20 protein-coding genes are annotated in these 20,442 nt (G+C 39.1%); 7 read left to right on the forward strand and 13 right to left on the reverse strand.

Annotation, left to right across the window (positions count from 1 at the left end; genetic code table 11):
• Genes ACEXOE_RS15230 through ACEXOE_RS15255 form a run of 6 tightly spaced genes read right to left on the reverse strand, consistent with a single transcriptional unit; the run spans position 1 to position 6,438 of the window.
• Complete coding sequence (locus ACEXOE_RS15230; RefSeq protein WP_394749695.1) at positions 1–1,377, reverse strand: alkaline phosphatase family protein; 1,377 nt, start codon at positions 1,375–1,377, stop codon at positions 1–3.
• Positions 1,378–1,384: 7 nt separating this feature from the next.
• Positions 1,385–2,578, reverse strand: coding sequence for a metabolite traffic protein EboE (eboE, locus tag ACEXOE_RS15235; RefSeq protein WP_394749696.1), 1,194 nt, complete (start codon positions 2,576–2,578; stop codon positions 1,385–1,387).
• A gap of 1 nt (position 2,579) precedes the next feature.
• On the reverse strand, positions 2,580–3,752 hold the full coding sequence (locus ACEXOE_RS15240) for a 3-dehydroquinate synthase (protein ID WP_394749697.1): 1,173 nt from the start codon (positions 3,750–3,752) through the stop codon (positions 2,580–2,582).
• A 12-nt stretch (positions 3,753–3,764) separates the two neighbouring features.
• Positions 3,765–4,634 (reverse strand): UbiA-like protein EboC, encoded by an 870-nt coding sequence (gene eboC / locus ACEXOE_RS15245; RefSeq protein WP_394749698.1) that lies wholly within the window; start codon positions 4,632–4,634, stop codon positions 3,765–3,767.
• A 32-nt stretch (positions 4,635–4,666) separates the two neighbouring features.
• The gene (locus tag ACEXOE_RS15250) at positions 4,667–5,575 is read right to left on the reverse strand and encodes a TatD family hydrolase (RefSeq protein WP_394749699.1); all 909 of its coding nucleotides are present in this window, start codon (positions 5,573–5,575) and stop codon (positions 4,667–4,669) included.
• Entirely contained in the window at positions 5,575–6,438 is an 864-nt protein-coding gene (locus ACEXOE_RS15255) for an EboA domain-containing protein (RefSeq protein ID WP_394749700.1), read from the reverse strand. Before ACEXOE_RS15255 ends, ACEXOE_RS15250 begins: the two co-directional genes overlap by 1 nt.
• A gap of 176 nt (positions 6,439–6,614) precedes the next feature.
• On the opposite strand from ACEXOE_RS15255, the gene miaE reads away from it, so the two are divergent.
• Complete coding sequence (miaE, locus tag ACEXOE_RS15260) at positions 6,615–7,196, forward strand: tRNA-(ms[2]io[6]A)-hydroxylase (protein ID WP_394749701.1); 582 nt, start codon at positions 6,615–6,617, stop codon at positions 7,194–7,196.
• Positions 7,197–7,250: 54 nt separating this feature from the next.
• On the opposite strand, the gene ppk1 is transcribed toward miaE, so the two are convergent.
• The 7 genes from ppk1 to pyrR form a co-directional block, all read right to left on the reverse strand.
• A complete protein-coding gene (gene ppk1 / locus ACEXOE_RS15265; RefSeq protein WP_394749702.1) occupies positions 7,251–9,323 on the reverse strand; it encodes a polyphosphate kinase 1 in 2,073 nt (690 codons plus the stop codon).
• Positions 9,324–9,326: 3 nt separating this feature from the next.
• Entirely contained in the window at positions 9,327–9,812 is a 486-nt protein-coding gene (locus ACEXOE_RS15270) for a SixA phosphatase family protein (protein WP_394749703.1), read from the reverse strand.
• Positions 9,813–9,824: 12 nt separating this feature from the next.
• Complete coding sequence (gene pdxH / locus ACEXOE_RS15275) at positions 9,825–10,472, reverse strand: pyridoxamine 5'-phosphate oxidase (protein ID WP_394749704.1); 648 nt, start codon at positions 10,470–10,472, stop codon at positions 9,825–9,827.
• Between the two features lie 110 nt (positions 10,473–10,582).
• Entirely contained in the window at positions 10,583–11,488 is a 906-nt protein-coding gene (locus tag ACEXOE_RS15280; RefSeq protein WP_394749705.1) for a ribonuclease Z, read from the reverse strand.
• A gap of 14 nt (positions 11,489–11,502) precedes the next feature.
• The gene (locus tag ACEXOE_RS15285; RefSeq protein WP_394749706.1) at positions 11,503–11,835 is read right to left on the reverse strand and encodes a ribonuclease Z; all 333 of its coding nucleotides are present in this window, start codon (positions 11,833–11,835) and stop codon (positions 11,503–11,505) included.
• 6 nt (positions 11,836–11,841) lie between these two features.
• Entirely contained in the window at positions 11,842–12,768 is a 927-nt protein-coding gene (locus ACEXOE_RS15290; RefSeq protein ID WP_394749707.1) for an aspartate carbamoyltransferase catalytic subunit, read from the reverse strand.
• A gap of 3 nt (positions 12,769–12,771) precedes the next feature.
• The gene (gene pyrR / locus ACEXOE_RS15295; protein WP_394749708.1) at positions 12,772–13,311 is read right to left on the reverse strand and encodes a bifunctional pyr operon transcriptional regulator/uracil phosphoribosyltransferase PyrR; all 540 of its coding nucleotides are present in this window, start codon (positions 13,309–13,311) and stop codon (positions 12,772–12,774) included.
• A 313-nt stretch (positions 13,312–13,624) separates the two neighbouring features.
• On the opposite strand from pyrR, the gene ACEXOE_RS15300 reads away from it, so the two are divergent.
• From ACEXOE_RS15300 to ACEXOE_RS15325, 6 genes are all read left to right on the forward strand, one after another.
• Positions 13,625–14,665, forward strand: coding sequence for a sugar-transfer associated ATP-grasp domain-containing protein (locus ACEXOE_RS15300; RefSeq protein WP_394749709.1), 1,041 nt, complete (start codon positions 13,625–13,627; stop codon positions 14,663–14,665).
• Between the two features lie 80 nt (positions 14,666–14,745).
• Positions 14,746–15,783 (forward strand): sugar-transfer associated ATP-grasp domain-containing protein, encoded by a 1,038-nt coding sequence (locus ACEXOE_RS15305; RefSeq protein ID WP_394749710.1) that lies wholly within the window; start codon positions 14,746–14,748, stop codon positions 15,781–15,783.
• Positions 15,784–15,894: 111 nt separating this feature from the next.
• On the forward strand, positions 15,895–17,481 hold the full coding sequence (locus ACEXOE_RS15310; RefSeq protein WP_394749711.1) for a M1 family metallopeptidase: 1,587 nt from the start codon (positions 15,895–15,897) through the stop codon (positions 17,479–17,481).
• 164 nt (positions 17,482–17,645) lie between these two features.
• The gene (locus ACEXOE_RS15315) at positions 17,646–18,125 is read left to right on the forward strand and encodes an RNA polymerase sigma factor (protein ID WP_394749712.1); all 480 of its coding nucleotides are present in this window, start codon (positions 17,646–17,648) and stop codon (positions 18,123–18,125) included.
• A gap of 13 nt (positions 18,126–18,138) precedes the next feature.
• Positions 18,139–18,780 carry a hypothetical protein gene (locus ACEXOE_RS15320; protein ID WP_394749713.1) on the forward strand — a complete coding sequence of 214 codons (642 nt, stop codon included), beginning with the start codon at positions 18,139–18,141 and terminating at the stop codon, positions 18,778–18,780.
• 216 nt (positions 18,781–18,996) lie between these two features.
• Positions 18,997–20,406 carry an alpha/beta hydrolase family protein gene (locus tag ACEXOE_RS15325; protein ID WP_394749714.1) on the forward strand — a complete coding sequence of 470 codons (1,410 nt, stop codon included), beginning with the start codon at positions 18,997–18,999 and terminating at the stop codon, positions 20,404–20,406.
• Positions 20,407–20,442 lie beyond the last annotated feature (36 nt).

Here is a 20,442-nt window from a genome sequence, read left to right on the forward strand (position 1 = left end):
TCATTGGTTTTGGATATGGTCCAGCAAAATACTAAAAATTGTTGTGGCATCCACAGTTCTCGAGGAAAGCTTACCCTTGGCATTGGTTATCAGTACGGGATGATCCGCAGTATCCTCGGGCAATCTTCCATGAGATCCCTTTACCAGATTGGCATCCAATGGAATGATATCCATAAGCGTTCTAAATCCCATTTTTTTTCGTGACAACTTCCAAATTACTTTTGGCATCACAAAAGGATCATTAGGGTTGGTAAACATCTCCACGGGGTCGTAACCCGGTTTTTTATGAATGTCTACCATACGGGCAAAGTCCGGTGCTTTGGCATCCTCTAGCCAATAGTAATAGGTAAACCATGAATTTGCATCGGCCACCACTACGATATCGCCGCAACGGTCGTGCTGTAATCTTGCTTCCTTTAAACTATCATCCACTAAAACGCGTTCTACTCCCGGCACCTTGTTTAGCAGTTGAAGAACAGCCGCTTTCAAGGATTGGTCATTGAGGTAGATATGGGCCAATTGATGGTCTGCAACCGCAAAAACCTTACTGGCTCCGGCATCCAAAAGCTCTAATCCGCGCTCTATTCTAATATCCAAATAGCCTTCTTTCCGCAATATCCTATTTAAGTGTATGGGTTGTTGTACATCGGTAATACCATACTCCGAAAGAATAATCACATGAGCATCTTTCTTTTGGAAGTAGTTCACCAATTGTGCGACCACCTGATCGATTTCCCTTAAATCTTTTGCAATCTTATCAAAATCATTTCCATGACGCTGCAAATTATAATCCAAGTGTGGCAAATACACCAGAGTTAGTGTTGGATCATGTAACTGATCGGTCTTAATGGCTGCATCTGCGATCCACTGACTGGATTTAATGGAGGTTTTTGGTCCCCAAAAATGAAACAGGGGAAATGTTCCCAATGCTTCTTGCAAGGTATCCCTTAAGCAAGAGGGGTACGAATATACATCCGGAATTTTTCTGCCATCAGCTAGGTAATTGGGCCTTGGCGTAACACTAAAATCAACGGTAGAATACATATTATACCACCAAAACAGGTTGGCGCATGTAAAACTGGAATCCGCTTTTTTTAGTACCTCCCAAATTTTTTCGCTCTGTACCAATTTATTGGATTGTCTCCAGAACTTTACTTCACATTCTTCCTTAAAATACCATCCATTCCCAACAATCCCATGGGATACAGGAGGTTTTCCCGTTAGATACGTGGCTTGTGCCGAACAAGTCACCGCTGGGAGTACCGGAGTAATGGTAGCAGTACTTCCTTTCTCCTGAAAAGATGTAATAAATGGCGTATGCTCTCCAATCAATCGTTGTGACAAGCCTACTACATTAAGGACCACTGTTTTTTTCATACCTTGACTATAATTTCTCCTTCAACCAGTTGATTTCCCGAATAATGGAAGTTGTCAAATCTGTTTTCAAAGCTGTAGGCAACACTTCCCAAGTATAGGTTTCTATTTCCAAATGCTCGGAAACTTTATGGGTTTCCATATACTTTAGAAGGTTTAAAATTTGATCTTGGGTAGAATAGAGTTCGTCAAATGCCTCTAGGAAGATAGGCACATGAAAATGTGCCCTCAGTTCCGAAAAGTTACTTTTCCGAGCCAAAACCACTGGAAGGTCATTGTAGGTTCTCACAGTCCCATTAATCTTTTCCGTCACCTGATGCAAATAGGTAGGTTCATCAAATTTCGCCAAAGAATTCCATATTGCCTCCTTGTTCCCTTCTTTAAACAAAATTTTTAAAGCGGCACTGACTTGAATCTTTCCTATTTGTATCCCATGACGCTCAAATTTCTCTATGGTATATTGAGGAGCTTCATAAGCCAAAGAAAAATGGCAAATATCATAACAAATGGTTATATGCCGTAGGATTTTAGCTTTAGCCTGGCTTTCCTCAACACCCAACTGTTCCATTAGCACCGGAACAGCAATAGGCAAGAGATAGGTAGTAAAGAAATGGACTACCTCATCACTATTTTCCAGAAGCCCATCGGGTTCGGGCTCAATATCCAAGTGGAGATACTTCCCGCTTTCCTTTTCAATGGACGCTAGTTGCCATACAATTTCTGCTAGCTGTTCTGCACCTTTGACAAATGCAGCTTTTTTTGCATCCGCTCCCTGATGCCAATGTCTATAACTTATAGGAGAGGTTGAAATTCCCCCTGAAATACCCTCTGGAATCAAAAATGCCAATTGCTCAAACATTCTTTTGGTATATATCAATCTTTCAGGGGTCGTCCAGTCCGGTGCATGCACTTGATCCTTCACCCGTTCATTATGAAAGTTTCCATAAGGAAAGCCGTTCATGGTAAACACATAAACCTGCTGTTCTTCCAACCATGCTTTAAACTGGGCCCGATTGTTTCCTTCATTTAATTCTTTACTGGCGGTATTGGATAAGCGTAATCCAAGGCCAAAAGCCTTGTCATTGGATGTTGCTTTCTTTATCGCAGGAACATGTTGTTTTAGACTTTCAAAAGTACGCTTCCAATTTTGGCCCGGATGAATATTGGTGCAATAGGTCAGGTGATAGGTATTCTCTAAGTGCATATTATGAAAGGGATTTTACGCTTGCCATCGTATTCAATGTATGAATAGCTTCCTTCATTTGTTTCCTATCAATTTCATGCACGTCGTGTTTCTTTCCAATGGCACTAATAAGGGTGATGGTCAATTGCCCTCCCAAATGTTCACGAAATTCTTGAATACCCATTAAAAGTTCGTCAACATCATTTCTTTCATCAATTGGGATACGTAGATCAAATCCAATATTTTCCAATACGCTTATAATTTCCTGTAAACTTTCTTCCGAAATTAAACCTATATGATGTGCATAGACCACGTCTAGCGCAATTCCTATGGCAACGGCTTCCCCATGACGCACTTCATAGTTGGTCATATGCTCCAGTTTGTGCGCCGCCCAATGTCCAAAATCCAAAGGTCTGGAAGAACCGCTTTCAAAGGGATCTCCTCCTTTGGCAATATGCTCCATGTGCATTTGGGCACATCTGTAAATTACATATTGCATGGGTTCCATTTCTCGCTGACGGAGTGCAATGGCATTTTCCTTAATGTACTTAAAAAAAGAGGCATCCTTAATCAAAGCTACTTTTACAGCTTCCGCTACACCGGAAATCCAATCCCGATCTTCCAATGTGTGTAAGAACCGCTGATCATTAATAATGGCGTAAGGTGTGGCAAATGTTCCCAGGAAATTTTTCTTTCCAAACGTATTGATACTATTCTTCACCCCCACGGCAGCATCATTTTGCGAAAGCACCGTAGTAGGTATTCTAATCAATTTCACTCCTCTATGCGCAATAGTTGCCGCATACCCTACCATATCAATAACAGCTCCCCCGCCAATAGCCACTACAAAGGAATGTCGATCAATGCGATCTTCGTTGATTCCTTGCAAGATTCGATCTACATTGCCATGATTATTTTTACAGGCTTCCCCTCCTTCAACGATCAACAAAGATGTACAGTCTATATATTTTTTGTGATTAGAGCAATAGCTCTGAATTTCAGTACCCAAATTAGGATGTTTGGCATTGACTTCTGCATCGATAACAAATAACATCTTAACCGCTTCAACAGCCCTATACTCCTCAATGAGGTTTTTGAACAGCTCATTTTCCAAAGAAAACAGATGATTGGTAAAGTATAGCTTATACTGATATTGAACCTGAAAATTCTGTATGATGGGCGAAAAAGATTTCATTTAAAAATGCATTTAAGTCACTGAAAACAATTTAGAAAGCCAAATGGACAATGGCATTAGGCACAGTATTAACACGCCATACCACCATTCCGAAAAACCAACCGCCATTGCTGCATCCAGCACAATCAAGGAAAGTACTCCAGCAATTACCGCCTTTTTTATATGCTTAGGGGTATTGGATATGTACGCTTTTCGCAAAGGCAAAAATATCAATACCGCAAACAGCACTAAGAAAAGTAGGCTGAATATACTACGTACATTAAAATATTCCATTAGTCCAATAACGGAGAAAATGACCGTAGCATATAAAATACCGGCAAAAATAATATTCTTCTTATTATCAGCATGCACCTCCCCACGACTTATTAAGGTGATAGCAAAGATATACATCAGTGGGATTCCAATAAACCACCAATGGATCAATTGGCCAAAAACACTCATGCCAAGCAGTAAATTAAGGCTTCTGCAAATCCCCATGTTTAAAGGACCCAGAAAATCGTATTTTTTTGAGAATCCGTCATAGGTTATGATGGCCAGGGCCAAACCCAGGGCTATTTTTCCGCTTAAGGCGTTCACAAAAAAAGCTCCCACAATGCCTAAAACCAATAAGCTTGCCCCGAACAAAGCTGCTGCCCTTAATGAAACTACCCCTTTTGGAATGGGTCTTTCCGGGCGTTCAACAGCATCCAATTTTGCGTCAAAAACGTCGTTCAATACCACACCTCCGGCATATAAAAGAACAGAAGCACCTACAAGGATTATACTGTTCCAAAAATCGACACCATCAAAAAAACCAAAACCAGGGGTACTTTTAAGAATTCCTGCCATGGCAAGTCCTGCAAAAATATCGCCTGCTGCTGTGGGCAAATTTGCAGGTCGCATAAGCGTTAAGTACCCTTTTAATGTAGCATTCATTATACGATACTATCGTCTTCGATCTTAGGTTCCTGCCCTCTTAAGACACTGTTATCGTTAAACAATTCGGTTTGGTTGATTCCCTTGGCATTCAACCAATCCGATGCTTTCATTTTGCCATTCTTCCCAAAAATATCCAAGGCATTTTGATAACAAGTTTTGACTACATCTTCTTTTGAAATTCCGCTTCGCAGCATTAAACCAGCCGTTTTTGGCACGGCCAAAGGGTCGCTAACTCCCCAATCTGCCGAACTATCTACAATAATATCTGTACTTCCAAATTTTCTCACCACTTCTACCATACGCTCATTTCCCATTTTTGTTTTTGGGTAAATCGTAAATGCTGCAATAAACCCTCTGTCCAAAACTTCCTTCACCGTTTCTTCATTATTGTGATCAATAATAACGTTCGCAGGGTCCAAGCCGTGTTCCAAACAGACTTCCATACTCTTTATAGTTCCTGCTTTCTTATCTCTATGTGGAGTATGCACTTGAACGACCATATCCAATTCCTTGGCCATTTCTAGTTGCATTCTAAAATATTTATCTTCGGCAGCGGTCTGATCATCATATCCTATTTCGCCTATGGCCACTACATTTTCCTTATGCAAGTATAGCGGCAACAATTCAATAACTTGTTCTGCTAAAGGTTCATTATTTGCCTCTTTGGAGTTTAAACCTATGGTACAATAGTGCTGTATGCCAAATTGTTTGGCCCTAAAAGGTTCCCAACCCACCAAACTGCTGAAGTAATCTTGAAAAGATCCAACTTGGGTGCGCGGTTGTCCCAACCAAAATGATGGTTCAATTACGGCAACTACGCCTGCATCGGCCATTGCCTGATAATCATCCGTTGTTCTTGACGTCATATGTACGTGCGGATCAATAAACATCATTTTTTCTTTCATCAGTATGCTATATTTAAGTTATTCCAATCTATTTTTTTTTCTGCTACCGCCATCTTCAACTCAGGATGGCTTTCCAGTAATTGCAGTGCGTTGGTATTTCCGGATTCGTAACAGCAGAGTGCAGCGGCTTCCCGATCACATGGACGGTCGCTTTGTAGCAAACGCTCCATATCCCCAATACGTATATCGTCCATAAAATGGATTACAGGTCTCCAAAAATGTGGGGCCACTACCCTGGATGCCGCCCAGCGTTCATGGGCATAGTCCGATACAATCCGAGCCAATTCTGCATTCGCCATACGATCAATATCCTGAATTTGATGTAGGTCCCGCTCCATGAACGCCGCCTTAAGGAACATTTGATTCCATTCTTGAGGTTCAAAATAACAGCCAGGGTAGGGATTGTTCAGGGCTATGGCATCAAAGATGGTGGCAATGTTTGTCCTAAGGGCATCAACAGCCACCGTCTTATAGTGTTTTGCATTGGGTAGCAGTATTAGGAATTTTAGAAAAGTTTCCAACTCCCCCGTATCCGCAACCTGAATGATTCCCGCCACTTTTGATTCAAAGAAAGCAGGGTCTTTTTCCAAAACGGCCTGCAACAGGTAAATTCTTCCCAATTGCTGAATATTTGCTTGCTGTATCTTCAAAAAATCGGCCAACTCCCTATCATCAATCCCTATTTCTGCAATGGACTTGTCCATTTTGGAAGCAATTAGACTATAGGTTAGGTACAATTCCCTTGTAGCGTTCTCGTTTATTATTATATCGAGTTTTTCATGCAACCACTGCATCACTTCCGGGCTGACATTTTTTTCTATAATTTGACGCAGGTTTTTTCCTGTATTTTCAAATTGCACCATGCTACGTATTCCTAAACTATTCTAGTATTTCCAATCTATTTTGTTCAACTGGAAAAAGAAACTATAATATTAGCCATTAGGGCTTCTCTATATTCAGTATTACAAATGTACAAAGTACTTCCATCGATTGTGGGTTTAACCGTATTCTTTTTACTTTTGTATCATAAATTATTTCTATGCTTGGTTTAAAATTGCCTACAGATCCACGTTGGGTGAACATTGTGGAAAAAAATATCGACGAAATCCTTACGGATCATGCCTATTGTGAGCAAAAAGCTGCCAGTACCGCTGTGTCGCTCATCGTTTCTTTCCCAGAATATACGGAATTGGTCAAAGAAATGATTGCATTGACCCGTGAGGAAATGGGGCATTTTAAAATGGTACATGATCGTATTTTAGCCCGTGGCCAAGTCTTAGGAAGAGACAGAAAAGATGATTATGTCGTGGCTTTATTAAAATTTTTCCCCAAAGGAGGTAGCAGAACCACGCAGCTGGTGCATCGCCTGCTCTATGCGGCATTGATCGAAGCCAGAAGTTGTGAACGTTTCCGGCTATTATCTGAAGAACTGGAAGATCAAGATCTTGCCGACTTTTATCATAAATTGATGGTGAGTGAAGCCGGACATTATACCATGTTTCTCAAGTTTGCCCGACAATACGGCGAACGGGAAGAAGTAGACCAAAAATGGGAAGCCCTTTTGGAGTATGAAGCTGAAATCATGAAAGACCTTGGTAACAAGGAAACTATTCATGGCTAATACTTCCTAAAAACAAAACATATACCTTAACATACTGGTAGGCAAAGTCTTTCTTTATGCCTTTAATTTATCCTTATAATACTCGTACACGGCAAATTGAGATCGTATTTTAGGACCATCGGCAATTCTGTAAGCGTTATCCTGTTTATCGGAACCTATCCTAGCCTTGACATTATCACTCCAGGATATTTCAAAGGTATCCAATAACTCCTGTTTAATATCCTCATCATAAATAGGGCATCCAATCTCTACCCGATAATCCAGATTTCGCGTCATCCAATCTGCTGATGAAATGTATACTTTGGGATCTCCGCCATTTCCAAAAATGAATATTCGTGTATGTTCCAAAAATTTATCGACGACACTAATGACCTCAATATTCTCGCTCATTCCTTCAATTCCGGGTACCAAACAACATACCCCTCGTATAATCAATTGAATTTTTACTCCTGCATTGCTGGCCTCATATAGCTTATCGACCATTTTATAGGAGGTAAAACTGTTCATCTTGATCTTGATATAAGCTTCCTTCCCCATTTGGGCATTGGCAATTTCTAGGTCTATCAAGTTTTGGAATACTTCCATGGTGTAATGGGGCGAAACAATAAGATGCTTGTACTTTTTGATCTTATAGGTCGTTTCAAAGAAGTCGAACACTTTGTTCAACTCCTTAAGGATTTTATCATTTGCCGTAAACAAGGTGTAATCCGTATAAATTTTAGCTGTGGATTCATTAAAATTCCCCGTACTGATAAATCCGTAACGCCGTATCCCTTGTTCCTCTTCCCGTTCGATGACGCATATTTTACTATGTACTTTTAGGCCGGGAACCCCAAATATGAGATTAACTCCTTCTGCCTGCAATTGCTCGGCGTATTCTATATTGGCTTGCTCATCGAAACGCGCTTGCAACTCAATCTGCACAGTCACCTGCTTTCCATTCTTAACCGCATTGATCAGAGAAGCCGCTACCTGTGAATTTCTGGCCAAGCGATATACTGTAATTTTAATACTTCTTACTTTAGGATCCAATGCCGCTTCCCTTAAGAACCGTATGATATAAGAAAAGGTATGGTAAGGCGTGTATTGCAAGCGATCTTTGAGGGCAATCTGTTCCAGAATACTTCCTTCCAGGGATAAATTTTTGACCGGTAAAGCCGTAATCTTATCATACATCAGGTCTTTTCTCCCCAAACTTGGGAATCCCATATAATCCCTTCTGTTATGGTATCGCCCCCCTGGGATTACGCTATCCGTCCCTTCTATTCCCATCTTGTCTTTTAAGAATTGTAGGGTATCTTCTTCTATTTCCTTATCATACACAAAGCGCACAGGATCTCCTATTTTGCGGTGCTCCACACTAGAAGAAATCTTTTCGATAAAACTCTTGCTCAAATCATTATCGATATCCAACTCGGCATCCCGGGTAATCTTGATCATATGCGCCGAAATGGACTCGTAATCGAACATGGTGAATACCTTATCCAAGGAATAACGGATTACATCATCTAAAATCATAATGTAATTCTTATCGCCGTCTTTAGGCAGTACCACAAAACGATCAATGCCTTTAGGAATTTCGATCAAGGCATAGCGAATTTCTTGCTCTTCTTTTCCTTCTTCCAAGGGAAGAATCATCTTGATTGCCAAATAAGCCGCAGTATCCTTTAAGGTGGGAAACTTTCTAAGGTCATTTAAAATGATGGTCATTAACTCCGGATTGACTTCCGAAAGAAAATACTCCCTTACGAAATCTTGATGCCGTTCCGGTAGGGATTTTTCATCGACAATAAAGATATTTTGAGTTTTTAATTCCGCTACAATATCTCTCAGAATCTCTAAACTCTTGGCTTGTTGTTTAATGACAATAGCGGTGATTTCTTCCAATAAGTCTTTCGCGTTTTCACCCCCTAAAACACTTTTCCCTTTTCTTCCCGCATCAAAAATCCGTTTTACCGTCGCATAGCGTACTTTAAAAAATTCGTCTAAATTATTAGAAAAAATCCCTAAAAATCGCAAGCGCTCTATCAGTGGCACATTCGTATCCGCACTTTCTTGAAGGACTCTCGCATTAAAATGTAGCCAACTAATTTCTCTATTTATATACTGATTTTTTGTTTTGATCATTTTCTATCTAAATTGTTTTGGGAAAAGGGTTACCACCGTAGTTCCTTTAGTGATTAAACCCCAATCGTCTGTATCAAATTGCAATTGAACAAGACCAGCTGTGGGAACGTTTTCAATATAGGTATTTCCTAAAGAATTGGCAACATAGGTAAAGGCATTATTATGACCAAAAACCATGACCTTTTCTAAACTGTTGTCCAAAGATCGTATAAAGTCATTAAGACTTTGCCCGGAGAAATCATAGAGGGCTTCCGTAACTTCAAAATTGGAAAACGAAATATGGAGATCTCTCAAAAAAATCATACAGGTATGCAGGGCTCTATTCGCGGGACTACTGTAAACCGCATCTATTTTTATCTCTTTTTTTTGAAAAATTTTAGCAATTAAATGAGCATCATTAATTCCACGTTCTTGCAAAACCCTGTCCTTATCACCTACTTGGTAGTCCCAAGCCGACTTTCCATGCCTCACTAATATCAACGTCTTCATAATGCTCTTTGTTTAAGGCGCTAACCGATCTATTTTCCAATGGAAATCTTCTTGTAATTCAAAGCGGATCCTATCGTGTAACCTATTGGGTCTTCCTTGCCAAAATTCCATAGACTTCGGACGAATTAAATATCCTCCCCAATATTTAGGGCGTTCCACTTCCTTATTTTCATACTGCTGCTCCAAAAGCTTCAATTGCTCTTCCAGAATCTCTCTGGACGGTATAACGCTACTTTGATCAGATACAATTGCCCCTAACCTACTGCCCATAGGCCTGGACTCAAAATAACCGTCAGAAAGATTTTCAGGCAACTTTTCTGCTTCTCCCTTAATAATTACCTGTCTTTCCATATTGGGCCAAAAAAAAGATAGGCACACCTTGGGGTTTTGCGCTATGGCCTTGCCTTTTTCACTCTCGTAATTGGTATAACAAATAAAGCCTTCATGGGTATATTTTTTTAACAATACCACCCTGCTCTTGGGAAAACCATCTAGACCAATGGTAGACAATGTCATTGCATTGGGCTCATCTACGCCCTTGGAGGCCTCAACTTCGTAGAACCATTGCTGAAAAAGTTGCATGGGGTTATCCGATATGGCACCTTCGTGCAATGCGCTTTTTTCATACGTTTTCCTGTAATTTCCTAAATCTTTCTGCATGCTGTACACTTCTAGTACAAAATTGCACAAAAGAATGCAGACCACGAAGTTCTAAATGAATTTTAAACGAATTCTTAACCTGGGTATGTTGATCGTATAATTGTTGGAAATCAAAGTAGGAACACTTTTCCATCATCGGCCAATTCCACCTTGGAAAAAATCACTTCCGCTTCCGTTTTAAAAAGATCTATAGACTTATATCGTGTGGAATAGTGTCCTAAAATTAATTTTCCAATTTCGGCTTCCTTCGCTATGGTTGCCGCTTCTTTGGCCGTACTGTGTTTTGTTTTGGGGGCTAAATGTCCTTCTGATTCCAAAAAAGTAGATTCGTGATACATCACATCTACATTTTTGAGTTGGGGCACAATATCCGGTTTAAAGGCTGTATCGCTGCAGAAGGCATAACTTTTTGGTTTAGGGGGATCAAAAGTCAAGGCCTCGTTGGGAATCAATCTCCCATCATCCAAGGTGATATCTTTGCCATTTTTAATGTTTTGAAAATAGCAAGTTTCTATATGATATTCCCGGACCGCTTGGGCATTTAAGCTTCTTTCCCCTTCTTTTTCGCGAAAGAGAAAGCCATTGGTATATACCCTGTGATTCAGCGGAATGGTTTCTACCTTTACTTTTTCGTCCTCAAAAATGCATTCTGCGTTTTTTGAAGTCAATTCATGAAAACACAGGGGATAGTTGGTCCAAGAATCCCCTAATTTCAACAGTAGGCTAATAGCTTCTTTTATCCCCTTAGGACCATAGATATGCAATTCTTTTTCCCTACCCAATAATCTAAACGTGGAAACCAGCCCTGGCAATCCAAAAAAATGATCTCCATGCAAATGGGATATAAAGATATGATTGATTCTTGAAAATTTGATTTTATGCTTTCGCAACTGCACTTGTGTTCCCTCTCCGCAATCAATCAAAAAAAGATGGTTTTTTATTTCTAAAACCTGGGATGTTGGATTTGTGATTGTTCGTGGAGTGGCTGCGTAACAGCCCAAAATCTGTAATTTCATAAGTGTTTTTAGATCTAGATTCCCAAATCCCGTTCTATTTCCTCCATTTCTATAATATCCTTGGCCTCCTGAATGGTTGGAACAACACAGATTTCCTCTGGCACTTCGTCATAAGTGACCTTATCGGTCACAATGACAAAAGATTTGTTCGCATTGCGATGGGCGTTGGACAGCTGAAGGAATTCCAAAATATCTCCTGCCGTCAGTTTTGAAAATGAAAAAAGATTTACGATAATATGGTCGTTCTTTAATTTTGAATAGGCATTATTTAAATTCTCTAAAAAGTTCTGTATTGAGGTATCTTCCTGGAATACAGTAGTCGTTGTGCTTTCCTTAGTAAAAATCATACCGTTCTATTTTATCTTTGAAGCTAATAAATAAATCACTGCCATACGAATGGCAACGCCATTTTCTACCTGATTAAGTATAATCGATTGTTTGGAGTCTGCAACATCACTGGTAATCTCTACACCTCTGTTTATGGGACCGGGGTGCATAATAACAATCTCTTTATCCAAATTGTCCAATAAGGTTTTATTGATACCAAATTGTTGGGTATACTCCCTAGTACTGGGAAAATAGCTAATGTCCATTCGTTCATTTTGAACCCGTAACATATTGGCCACATCGCACCAATTCAATGCTTTTCTCAAATCGGTTTCCACACTTACCCCCAAAGATTCAATATGTTTTGGAAGTAAGGTTTTTGGGCCACAAACCTTCACATTGGCCCCTTGCAGCTGTAAGGCAAAAATATTGGATAAGGCTACTCTGGAATGTAAAATATCTCCGACAATGACTACATTCTTACCGCTAACATCCCCTAATTTTTCCCTTATGGAATACGAATCCAATAAAGCTTGGGTAGGATGTTCATGGGCTCCATCGCCTGCGTTAACTATGGCTGCATCGATATGCTTGGACAAAAATATCCCTGCACCGGGGTTGGGATGTCGCATTACGACCATATCTACCTTCATCGATAGAATATTGTTCACCGTGTCTATTAAAGTTTCCCCTTTCTTTACCGACGATTGCCCTGCAGAAAAATTAATAACATCGGCAGACAAACGTTTTTCGGCCAATTCAAACGAAAGCTTGGTACGCGTACTGTTTTCAAAAAAAATATTGGCAATGGTAATATCTCGTAAGGAGGGTACTTTTTTAATGGATCTATTGATCACTTCTTTAAAATGATCTGCGGTTTCAAAAATGAGCTGAATATCTTTTTCATTTAGATACTTAATCCCCAACAAGTGTTTTACACTTAATTCGCTCATACATTATTTATTTATCAAATATATCACGTCTTCTCCGTCATTTTCTTCCCACATCACCTTCACTTTTTCCTCATTAATTGCATCTACTTGCCTGCCTCTATAATTGGGCATAATGGGCAAATGCCTGCTAAAACGACGATCGATCAAGGTAAGTAGTTCTACTTCGGAAGGTCTTCCAAAAGATTGTATTGCCGTTAAAGCGGCTCTAATACTCCTACCTGTATATAAAACATCATCGATCAGCACCACCTTTTTCTCATCTACCAAGAAATCTATCTTTGTTGTATTCGCCGATAAGGTTTTATCGCTTCTTCTAAAATCATCCCTAAAAAAGGTAATATCCAGCATTCCCAAATCAATATGCTTTACCTTATAATCTTCTTTTAAAATTTTAGTGAGTCGTTCCGCCAAAAAAACACCTCGAGGTTGGATTCCAATTAATACGGTATTCTTAAAATCCAAGTGATTTTCCAATAATTGACATGCCAAACGATGTAGAATGATATGAATTTCCGTAGAAGAAAGCAGTACTTTTTGACTCATAGGTTGGTGACCGATGGTTTTGGAGTACAAAAATAGGGATTTCCGTTGAAACTTAGTTGTACGGTAAAGGAGAACATTCTTTAATTTGATGTTGGAATTTTAAATTTTTGGTTGATGGCTGTGCGCCTGGAATAGTTTTTCCTACTCCATAAAACAAATGAAGAACGCTATTAATCGATTTTTATGTTCATTTGGGCTACAACATCTGCATTAATTCAATGAATACTTTTTCTTTGTAAAACCTAAACAATGTACGCCATTGTTATTGATAGGATTTCCCCACTAGTTTTTATTTACACCTAAACCAAACCAAATGATTGATCATTTTAAAAGGATTATGGTTTTTCTTCGAGCCAAAAACAAAAAGGGTTTCCTTAAAATAATAAGGGAATGTACAGAAGTGTATCAACTGAAAAAAGAAATTCCCTTATATTACTTTGCCAAATATCTGTTTAGAGATAGCGTGGATAATCATCGTGATTATCTCAGTACAAGGGAAACAAAAAAAATACTAGAGGCATTTCGTCCTTCCTCTAAAACAAGACAAATCATTGATGACAAACTCGATTTCGGAACATATCTGAAGAGGTGCAATATGCCTACTCCTAAAATATATGGTCATAACATAAAAAAACATTTTTTTTTAGATGGCACAGCCATTGATTTACATGAAGAAAAAGAACTGACTACATATTTCAAAAAACTATTTGAACACTCCCAAAAGGGAATCCTCTTTGTAAAGCCTATTGCGGGAGGAAAGGGAGCCAATTGCTATATTTTCCATAAAGACCATATTGCGGAACAAGTTTCAGCCTTACACCCTATTCTCAGTTCGGGCTCTTTTTTATACCAAGACGTTATAGCACAGCATTCAGATATTAATGCCATTAATCCTAATAGCGTAAATACTATTCGCTTCAATTCCTATGTTGATGAACAACACAAACCCCATATTATATCTGCTTTTATGCGATTCGGTACTGCCGGAAGTGTACAAGACAATGCAAGTAGTGGCGGATTCTGTGTTCCTATTTGTTTAAACAAGGGCACTTTAGGTGAATGTGGACAGCAATTAATGAAGTATGGAGGAAGAGCATTTTTGAATCACCCAGATACCGGTTTTTCTTTCAATAATTTTAACATTCCTTTTTTTCAGGAAGCCTGCGAATTGGTTCAAAGGGCAAGTTCGCTTTTTGAAGCCAGGATATTGGGTTGGGATATTGCCATAACTCCTGAAGGTCCTATCGTGGTTGAAACCAATCATAATGTAGGAATTTTTGTAGCGGACATTATGTACGGAGGACTTAAAAAACATCCATTATTTGAGGAAATTGAGTGCTATCTTAGCCATTGACCCTATTACTCCTTTCCCTAAGGTATTGTACCTTGTTCAATATCTTGATTAATTACCAAAGTTGAAAAGTGCACTTCATTATGAATGATAACTTCGCGAGGATAGGAGTTTTTTTTAAATACAAGAACAAAAAGAACCTCTTTAAAATTGTTAAGGAATTAAGCGTTCTTCTAGTCATCAAAAAAGAAATCCCTTTCTATTATTTTGCTAAGTACCTCTACAAAAAAAACATTTCCAACTATAAAGACTTCTTAAGTAGTAGCGAAACCCGGCATATCATAAAAGCTTTCAGTCCCGAAAAAAAAATAGCAGCGATTCTCGACAATAAATTGGATTTTGCAGCACATGCCACCAGACATAAGATTTCTACTCCAAAAACGTATGGGTACAACATAGGCGATCAATTTTTTATTAATGATAAAAAGCATACTGTAAAAGATCAGCTCGAATTGGTTTCGTTTTTTGAAAAACTGTTTCAAATACAGCAAGATGATGCCATATTCATTAAACCTATGTCTGGAGGTCAAGGTAGGGATTGTCATATATTGCGGAAAGATTCCATTACTAAAAAACTAGAAGGATTTGGCCCTCAATTGTTTACAAAACCCTTTATATTTCAAAAAATCATAGCGCAGCATGAAAAAATCAATGCTATCAATCCAAATAGCATCAATACCTTAAGGATAGATTCCTATATCAATACTCAAGGAGAGCCAGAACTATTGTCCGCATTTATGCGGTTTGGCATAGCAGGGAGTATTCAAGATAATGCTAGTACGGGTGGCTTCTGTGTCCCTATTTCTTTAGAAAAAGGAACTTTGGGTCCATATGGAGAACAACTCATGAAATATGGAGGAGAGGTTTTTACCCAACACCCAAATACAGGCTATCTTCTGAATGGTTTTGAAATCCCCTTTTTCCAAGAAGCCTGTGCGCTTGTTAAAAAAGGATGTTTGGCTTTTAATTGCCGTATTCTGGGTTGGGATATCGCTGTTACTCCCAATGGACCAATTGTTATTGAAGCAAATCATAATCTGGCCTTGTTTATCTCCGATAAAATGTATGGAGGGCTCAAAAAGCATCCTCTTTTTGATGAAATTCAGGAGGTCCTACCATAATGGTATTCCGTTATCTATTAAAGGCAATGTCGTATATTTGGGATTGTTGCTAATTTTATTGTTTTTTGGAACAAAAGATGTAAGATTTGTACACCATTCAAATACCTTCAAATGATTAAAAATAATACTTTCCTCACCTTATTTATCTGCCTTAATTTTTGCTTTTCTACGGCCCAAGACCGCTATGAAAGAAATGATTCCGCAGACATTGAACATTACCGCTTTAGTTTATTCCTGAACGATACTACCAATGCCATTAAAGGAGAGGCCGAAATTACGGTGAATTTTAAACAAGGTGTTGAGCCATTCGCCCTAGATCTCATTGGGAAAGGAGAAACCTATGGTATGGAAATCACTAAAATTTCTGAAGGAAGTATTAAGGCAAATTATAATTTCAGTGATCATAAAATAAAAATAACACCCCTAAATCAAGGGGGCACTACAAGAAGTTACACCATCCATTATGAAGGTATTCCAGAAAGAGGACTCGTCATTGATACGACCAAATTTGGGCAACGTTCTTTTTTTGGAGACAACTGGCCAAATTTAGCCCGACATTGGTTGCCCAGTGTGGATCACCCTTACGACAAAGCTTCGGTTGAATTTAAGGTAACCGCTCCTGCACATTACGATGTAGTGGCTACCGGCAAAAAAATTGAAGAAAGTGCCTTGGGCAATGGATATAAGTTGACCACCTATAGCGAATCGGCCCCAGTAGCCATGAAGGGAATGACCATTGGTGTTACTCATTTCGCCACAAAACTATTGGGGTACTCCGGGACCATTCCCGTAACCGCTTGGGTATATCCCGAGAATCGATTAGACGGTTTTTCTGACTATGCCGTTGCGGTAGATATCTTGAACTATTTTGTGGACAATATTGGACCTTATGCCTATGAAAAGTTGGCCAATATGCAGGCCAAAACCCAATGGGGCGGATTGGAAAATGCCGGAACCATTTCGTATTTTGAGAATTCGGTCAATGGAAAAAATCAAGTAGAAGGGTTGATCGCCCATGAAATAGCACACCAGTGGTTTGGCAATTCTGCCACAGAAAACAGTTGGAACCATGTATGGCTCAGTGAAGGCTTTGCCACTTATTTTGCAATTCTTTATCAAGAACAACGCTATGGGAATGACAAAAGAAAGGAAGAATTGCGTTTGGATCGCAAGCAAATACATTCGTACTATGATACAAACCCTTCCCCTATCGTGGACAATACTATTATTGACCCCTTAAAGGTACTGAGTCCCAATACCTATCAAAAAGGAGGTTGGGTACTAAATATGCTGCGCCACCGCCTCGGGGATGAAACTTTCTGGAAAGGGATACGCGCCTATTATAAAACCTATGAAAACGCCAATGCCCTGACCCAAGATTTTAGAGCAGTAATGGAAACGGTTTCAGGAGAAAATCTAGAAGATTTTTTTCAACAATGGCTATTTACCAAAGGATATCCTGAAATTTCATGGAAATGGAGTTATAGAAAGGGAAAAATTACAGTTTCCATACAACAAAAACAATCCCATGCCCTATTTCATTTTCCCCTTGAAATTGGTATCACCCAAGGAGGTAAAACCGAAATAAAGAAAATACAGATCAACAGTAAACAGCAGTCTTTTGAGTTTTCTGCATCCCAAAAACCCGATAGTTTGGAACTAGATCCTGAAGTATGGTTACTTTTTCAGGAAAAATAAAGCTCCCTCTTTTTCTAAAATCGGCCTATTCCATTGCGGTATCCGATACCGGAAGATTCTGCTCATGCTCCTATTTTTAGGAAAGCATCCTAAAATTTTAAAAAAAATCCATTGGAACTGTAATAATTTTAGGGTGGGGCCACTAACCAAGAAATTATAGCAAGGTGAGTAGTGATTTTTATCAAACATCCATACTTCCACATTTAGGGATTCTCATTAAACTGTGTAGAGCGTATACCAATTCACAGGAAGATTTTGAGGACTATTTTCAGGAGGTATGCTTACAAGTCTGGCGAAGTAGAACTAGTTTTAAGGAACAATGTAAATGGTCTACCTGGGTATATCGAGTGGCTTTAAATGTATGCTTGACCTTGGTGAAGAAAAAAAAGCCAAAAGTCATGTATTCTGACAAAAATCTTCCACAATTGGAGGCCTCAGAGGATCAAAATACATTTAGCGACAGCGATTTAAATCAGTTGTATGAGGCCATTAAAAAATTATCCGAAATAGATCGGGCCATCATTACATTGTATTTGGAAGAGAAGTCCTATAAGGAAATTGCTATAATCATTGGTACGAGCCCCAATAATATTGGTGTGCGCGTCAGTCGTATCAAAGACCGTTTAAAGAAATTATTAACCTAAAATTTTTAGGAACATGAAAAGATCAATCGAAACTATTTGGAAAGAAGGCTTCTTGAACGAAGATGCCTTGATAGCCCCCAAAGTAAACAACCTATACGCCCAAAAATCCATTTATATTACAGATCGTTTTAAACGCATGTTTAAAATAAATCAACTTCTTGTGGTATTGGGAGGACTAATCTGCTTTATCATCTATGCGTTGTTGAGCGTTCCTTTTGCCGGGGCCTTTATTTTTGCCATGATGATCTTAGTTGCCGTATCAAGCAGAAAGCAAATAGCTAAAGTCCATGATTTGGAAGCTGGGCTCAATAGTTATGAATATCTAAAGTCTTTTCAAAAGTGGCTCAAGGACAGTATTTCAAGGAGTGCCAAGTTTATGCGCTTCCTGTACCCTCTGTGTTTTTTAGCGGCCATGGCCCCTATCTGGTATAGCTTTAGCACAGGAAATGAAACAAAAAAAATCCTGGAAAGCTATGCAGACAATGAACTTCTTTTTGGCATTCCCATACTATGGCTGGGCATTGTTTTGATCATTGCCCTGGTAATGACATATTTTGGAGAAAGAATTTATCGATGGGACATCAACTTGGGCTATGGTCGCATGTTCAAAAAATTGAACGAATTGATTTCAGATATCGAAGAATTGGAAGCCTAATTATTTTTTGGTAAAATAAAATGTGACAATCCTTAAATTCTGACACTAATAGAAAAAGTACTTTCATGATATGATCTATATTTTTTAAAAAGCGACTTTTCTGCAGCATTGTCGCAACTATTAGGTAAACAGTAGCACGTACATTATTGACTTTTTATGTCGAATCGTATTCGGCAAGGGAATCTTATTGACTAAAAATTACAATCCATTTATACTATGAAAACAATAGCAACTACCATTTTTTTAATTTGCTTGAATATTTTAAGCATATATGCACAGGATATTTCCGGTACCTGGAACGGAACCTATACGAATTCGGAGCAAAAAGAAATTCTTTTTATTTTCAATTTTGAAAAAAATGAAGCCGGAGTACAAGCAACATTTTCTGTCCCTACCTATCGTGTAGGCCCTATTACAGCTAAAACCGTTTCCCTTGAAAAGGATGAACTATTCGTAGATGTGTCTAATTTGGGAATTAACTATAAAGGAACTGTTCTCGAAGAAGGACAGAAAATAGAAGGAATGCTTACCGAAGGTGCCAGTATCATCCCTTTGGTCCTAAAAAAGGGAGCACGGAAAGAAATGCCATCCTTACGACGTCCCCAAGAACCTAAAAAACCCTATCCGTATTATGAAGAAGAGGTAGTTTTTGAGAATTATAATGCAAACATTTCCCTTTCAGGAACGTTTACGCGGCCTCGGGGAAATGGAAAATATCCTGTAGCTATTCTAATCAGTGGCAGCGGACCGCAGGACCGTGACGAAACTTTCCTTACCCATAAGCCCTTTTTAGTTCTTGCTGATCATCTTACACGTAAAGGTATTGCCGTATTGCGATATGATGATCGCGGCTTTGGAAAATCGACCGGAAATCACGACACGGCCACGACGGAGGATTTTGCGACAGATGTGCTTGCTGCCATAGATTATCTAGCATCTAGAAATGATATCGACACCAAACATATTGGACTCATAGGGCATAGTGAAGGAGGTATTATTGCCCCATTGGCCTCCAATAAAACCAATAAAGTCTCTTTTATGGTGCTCTTGGCCTCTACGGGGATTCCAGGAAGTGAGTTGTCTTTGATGCAAGCAAAGGAATTCCGTCCTTTCCCCGTGCCCGACGAAGACGCCTTTGAAGTCTATGTACGAAAAACCATAGCTCTTGCTTCTTCTTCCAAAGACATTGCAAGCATTCAAACAGATTTAAAAGGGCATCATGATACCTATTTAAAACCAATTCTTATGCCACTAGGGGTTTCCGAAGCCGAGTTGGACCAGATGATCGCCGGAGAAATCAAAAAAAGTACCAACCCATGGCATCGTTATTTCTTTAACTACAACCCTGCCGATGAAATTGAAAAACTACGTATTCCTGTACTCTCTTTAAACGGAAGTAAAGATACCCAGGTCATTGCGAAAGTGAATCAAGAAGGCATTCGAAATGCCTTGATCAAAGGAAAGAACAAGGATTATACGATTCAGGAAATCCCTAACTTAAATCATCTTTTTCAGGAGTGCGAAACCGGGAAAATGGCGGAATATCGCACTATAGAACAAACGATGGCTCCCGTAGTGCTAGAAAAGGTTTCTTCTTGGATCATCGATCGAACCTTAAAGAAATAGTGTTTTGGGCACTTCCCAATAAAAAAGCCCTGATCG

This window comes from Spongiimicrobium salis, assembly GCF_043678055.1.
GTDB lineage: Bacteria > Bacteroidota > Bacteroidia > Flavobacteriales > Flavobacteriaceae > Spongiimicrobium > Spongiimicrobium salis.

Bases quoted from the DNA above. Each gene is read 5' to 3' on its own strand.
- ACEXOE_RS15270 (WP_394749703.1), bottom strand. From the start codon at position 9,812: ATGAAGACGTTGATATTAGTGAGGCATGGAAAGTCGGCTTGGGACTAC.
- ACEXOE_RS15310 (WP_394749711.1), top strand. From the start codon at position 15,895: ATGATTAAAAATAATACTTTCCTCACCTTATTTATCTGCCTTAATTTT.
- ACEXOE_RS15285 (WP_394749706.1), bottom strand. From the start codon at position 11,835: ATGATTTTTACTAAGGAAAGCACAACGACTACTGTATTCCAGGAAGAT.
- ACEXOE_RS15255 (WP_394749700.1), bottom strand. From the start codon at position 6,438: ATGGTGCAATTTGAAAATACAGGAAAAAACCTGCGTCAAATTATAGAA.
- ACEXOE_RS15240 (WP_394749697.1), bottom strand. From the start codon at position 3,752: ATGAAATCTTTTTCGCCCATCATACAGAATTTTCAGGTTCAATATCAG.
- ACEXOE_RS15280 (WP_394749705.1), bottom strand. From the start codon at position 11,488: ATGAAATTACAGATTTTGGGCTGTTACGCAGCCACTCCACGAACAATC.
- ppk1 (WP_394749702.1), bottom strand. From the start codon at position 9,323: ATGATCAAAACAAAAAATCAGTATATAAATAGAGAAATTAGTTGGCTA.
- eboC (WP_394749698.1), bottom strand. From the start codon at position 4,634: ATGCGACCTGCAAATTTGCCCACAGCAGCAGGCGATATTTTTGCAGGA.
- ACEXOE_RS15290 (WP_394749707.1), bottom strand. From the start codon at position 12,768: ATGAGCGAATTAAGTGTAAAACACTTGTTGGGGATTAAGTATCTAAAT.
- ACEXOE_RS15230 (WP_394749695.1), bottom strand. From the start codon at position 1,377: ATGAAAAAAACAGTGGTCCTTAATGTAGTAGGCTTGTCACAACGATTG.
- ACEXOE_RS15300 (WP_394749709.1), top strand. From the start codon at position 13,625: ATGATTGATCATTTTAAAAGGATTATGGTTTTTCTTCGAGCCAAAAAC.
- pdxH (WP_394749704.1), bottom strand. From the start codon at position 10,472: ATGCAGAAAGATTTAGGAAATTACAGGAAAACGTATGAAAAAAGCGCA.
- eboE (WP_394749696.1), bottom strand. From the start codon at position 2,578: ATGCACTTAGAGAATACCTATCACCTGACCTATTGCACCAATATTCAT.
- ACEXOE_RS15305 (WP_394749710.1), top strand. From the start codon at position 14,746: ATGAATGATAACTTCGCGAGGATAGGAGTTTTTTTTAAATACAAGAAC.
- ACEXOE_RS15320 (WP_394749713.1), top strand. From the start codon at position 18,139: ATGAAAAGATCAATCGAAACTATTTGGAAAGAAGGCTTCTTGAACGAA.
- miaE (WP_394749701.1), top strand. From the start codon at position 6,615: ATGCTTGGTTTAAAATTGCCTACAGATCCACGTTGGGTGAACATTGTG.
- ACEXOE_RS15250 (WP_394749699.1), bottom strand. From the start codon at position 5,575: ATGAAAGAAAAAATGATGTTTATTGATCCGCACGTACATATGACGTCA.
- pyrR (WP_394749708.1), bottom strand. From the start codon at position 13,311: ATGAGTCAAAAAGTACTGCTTTCTTCTACGGAAATTCATATCATTCTA.
- ACEXOE_RS15325 (WP_394749714.1), top strand. From the start codon at position 18,997: ATGAAAACAATAGCAACTACCATTTTTTTAATTTGCTTGAATATTTTA.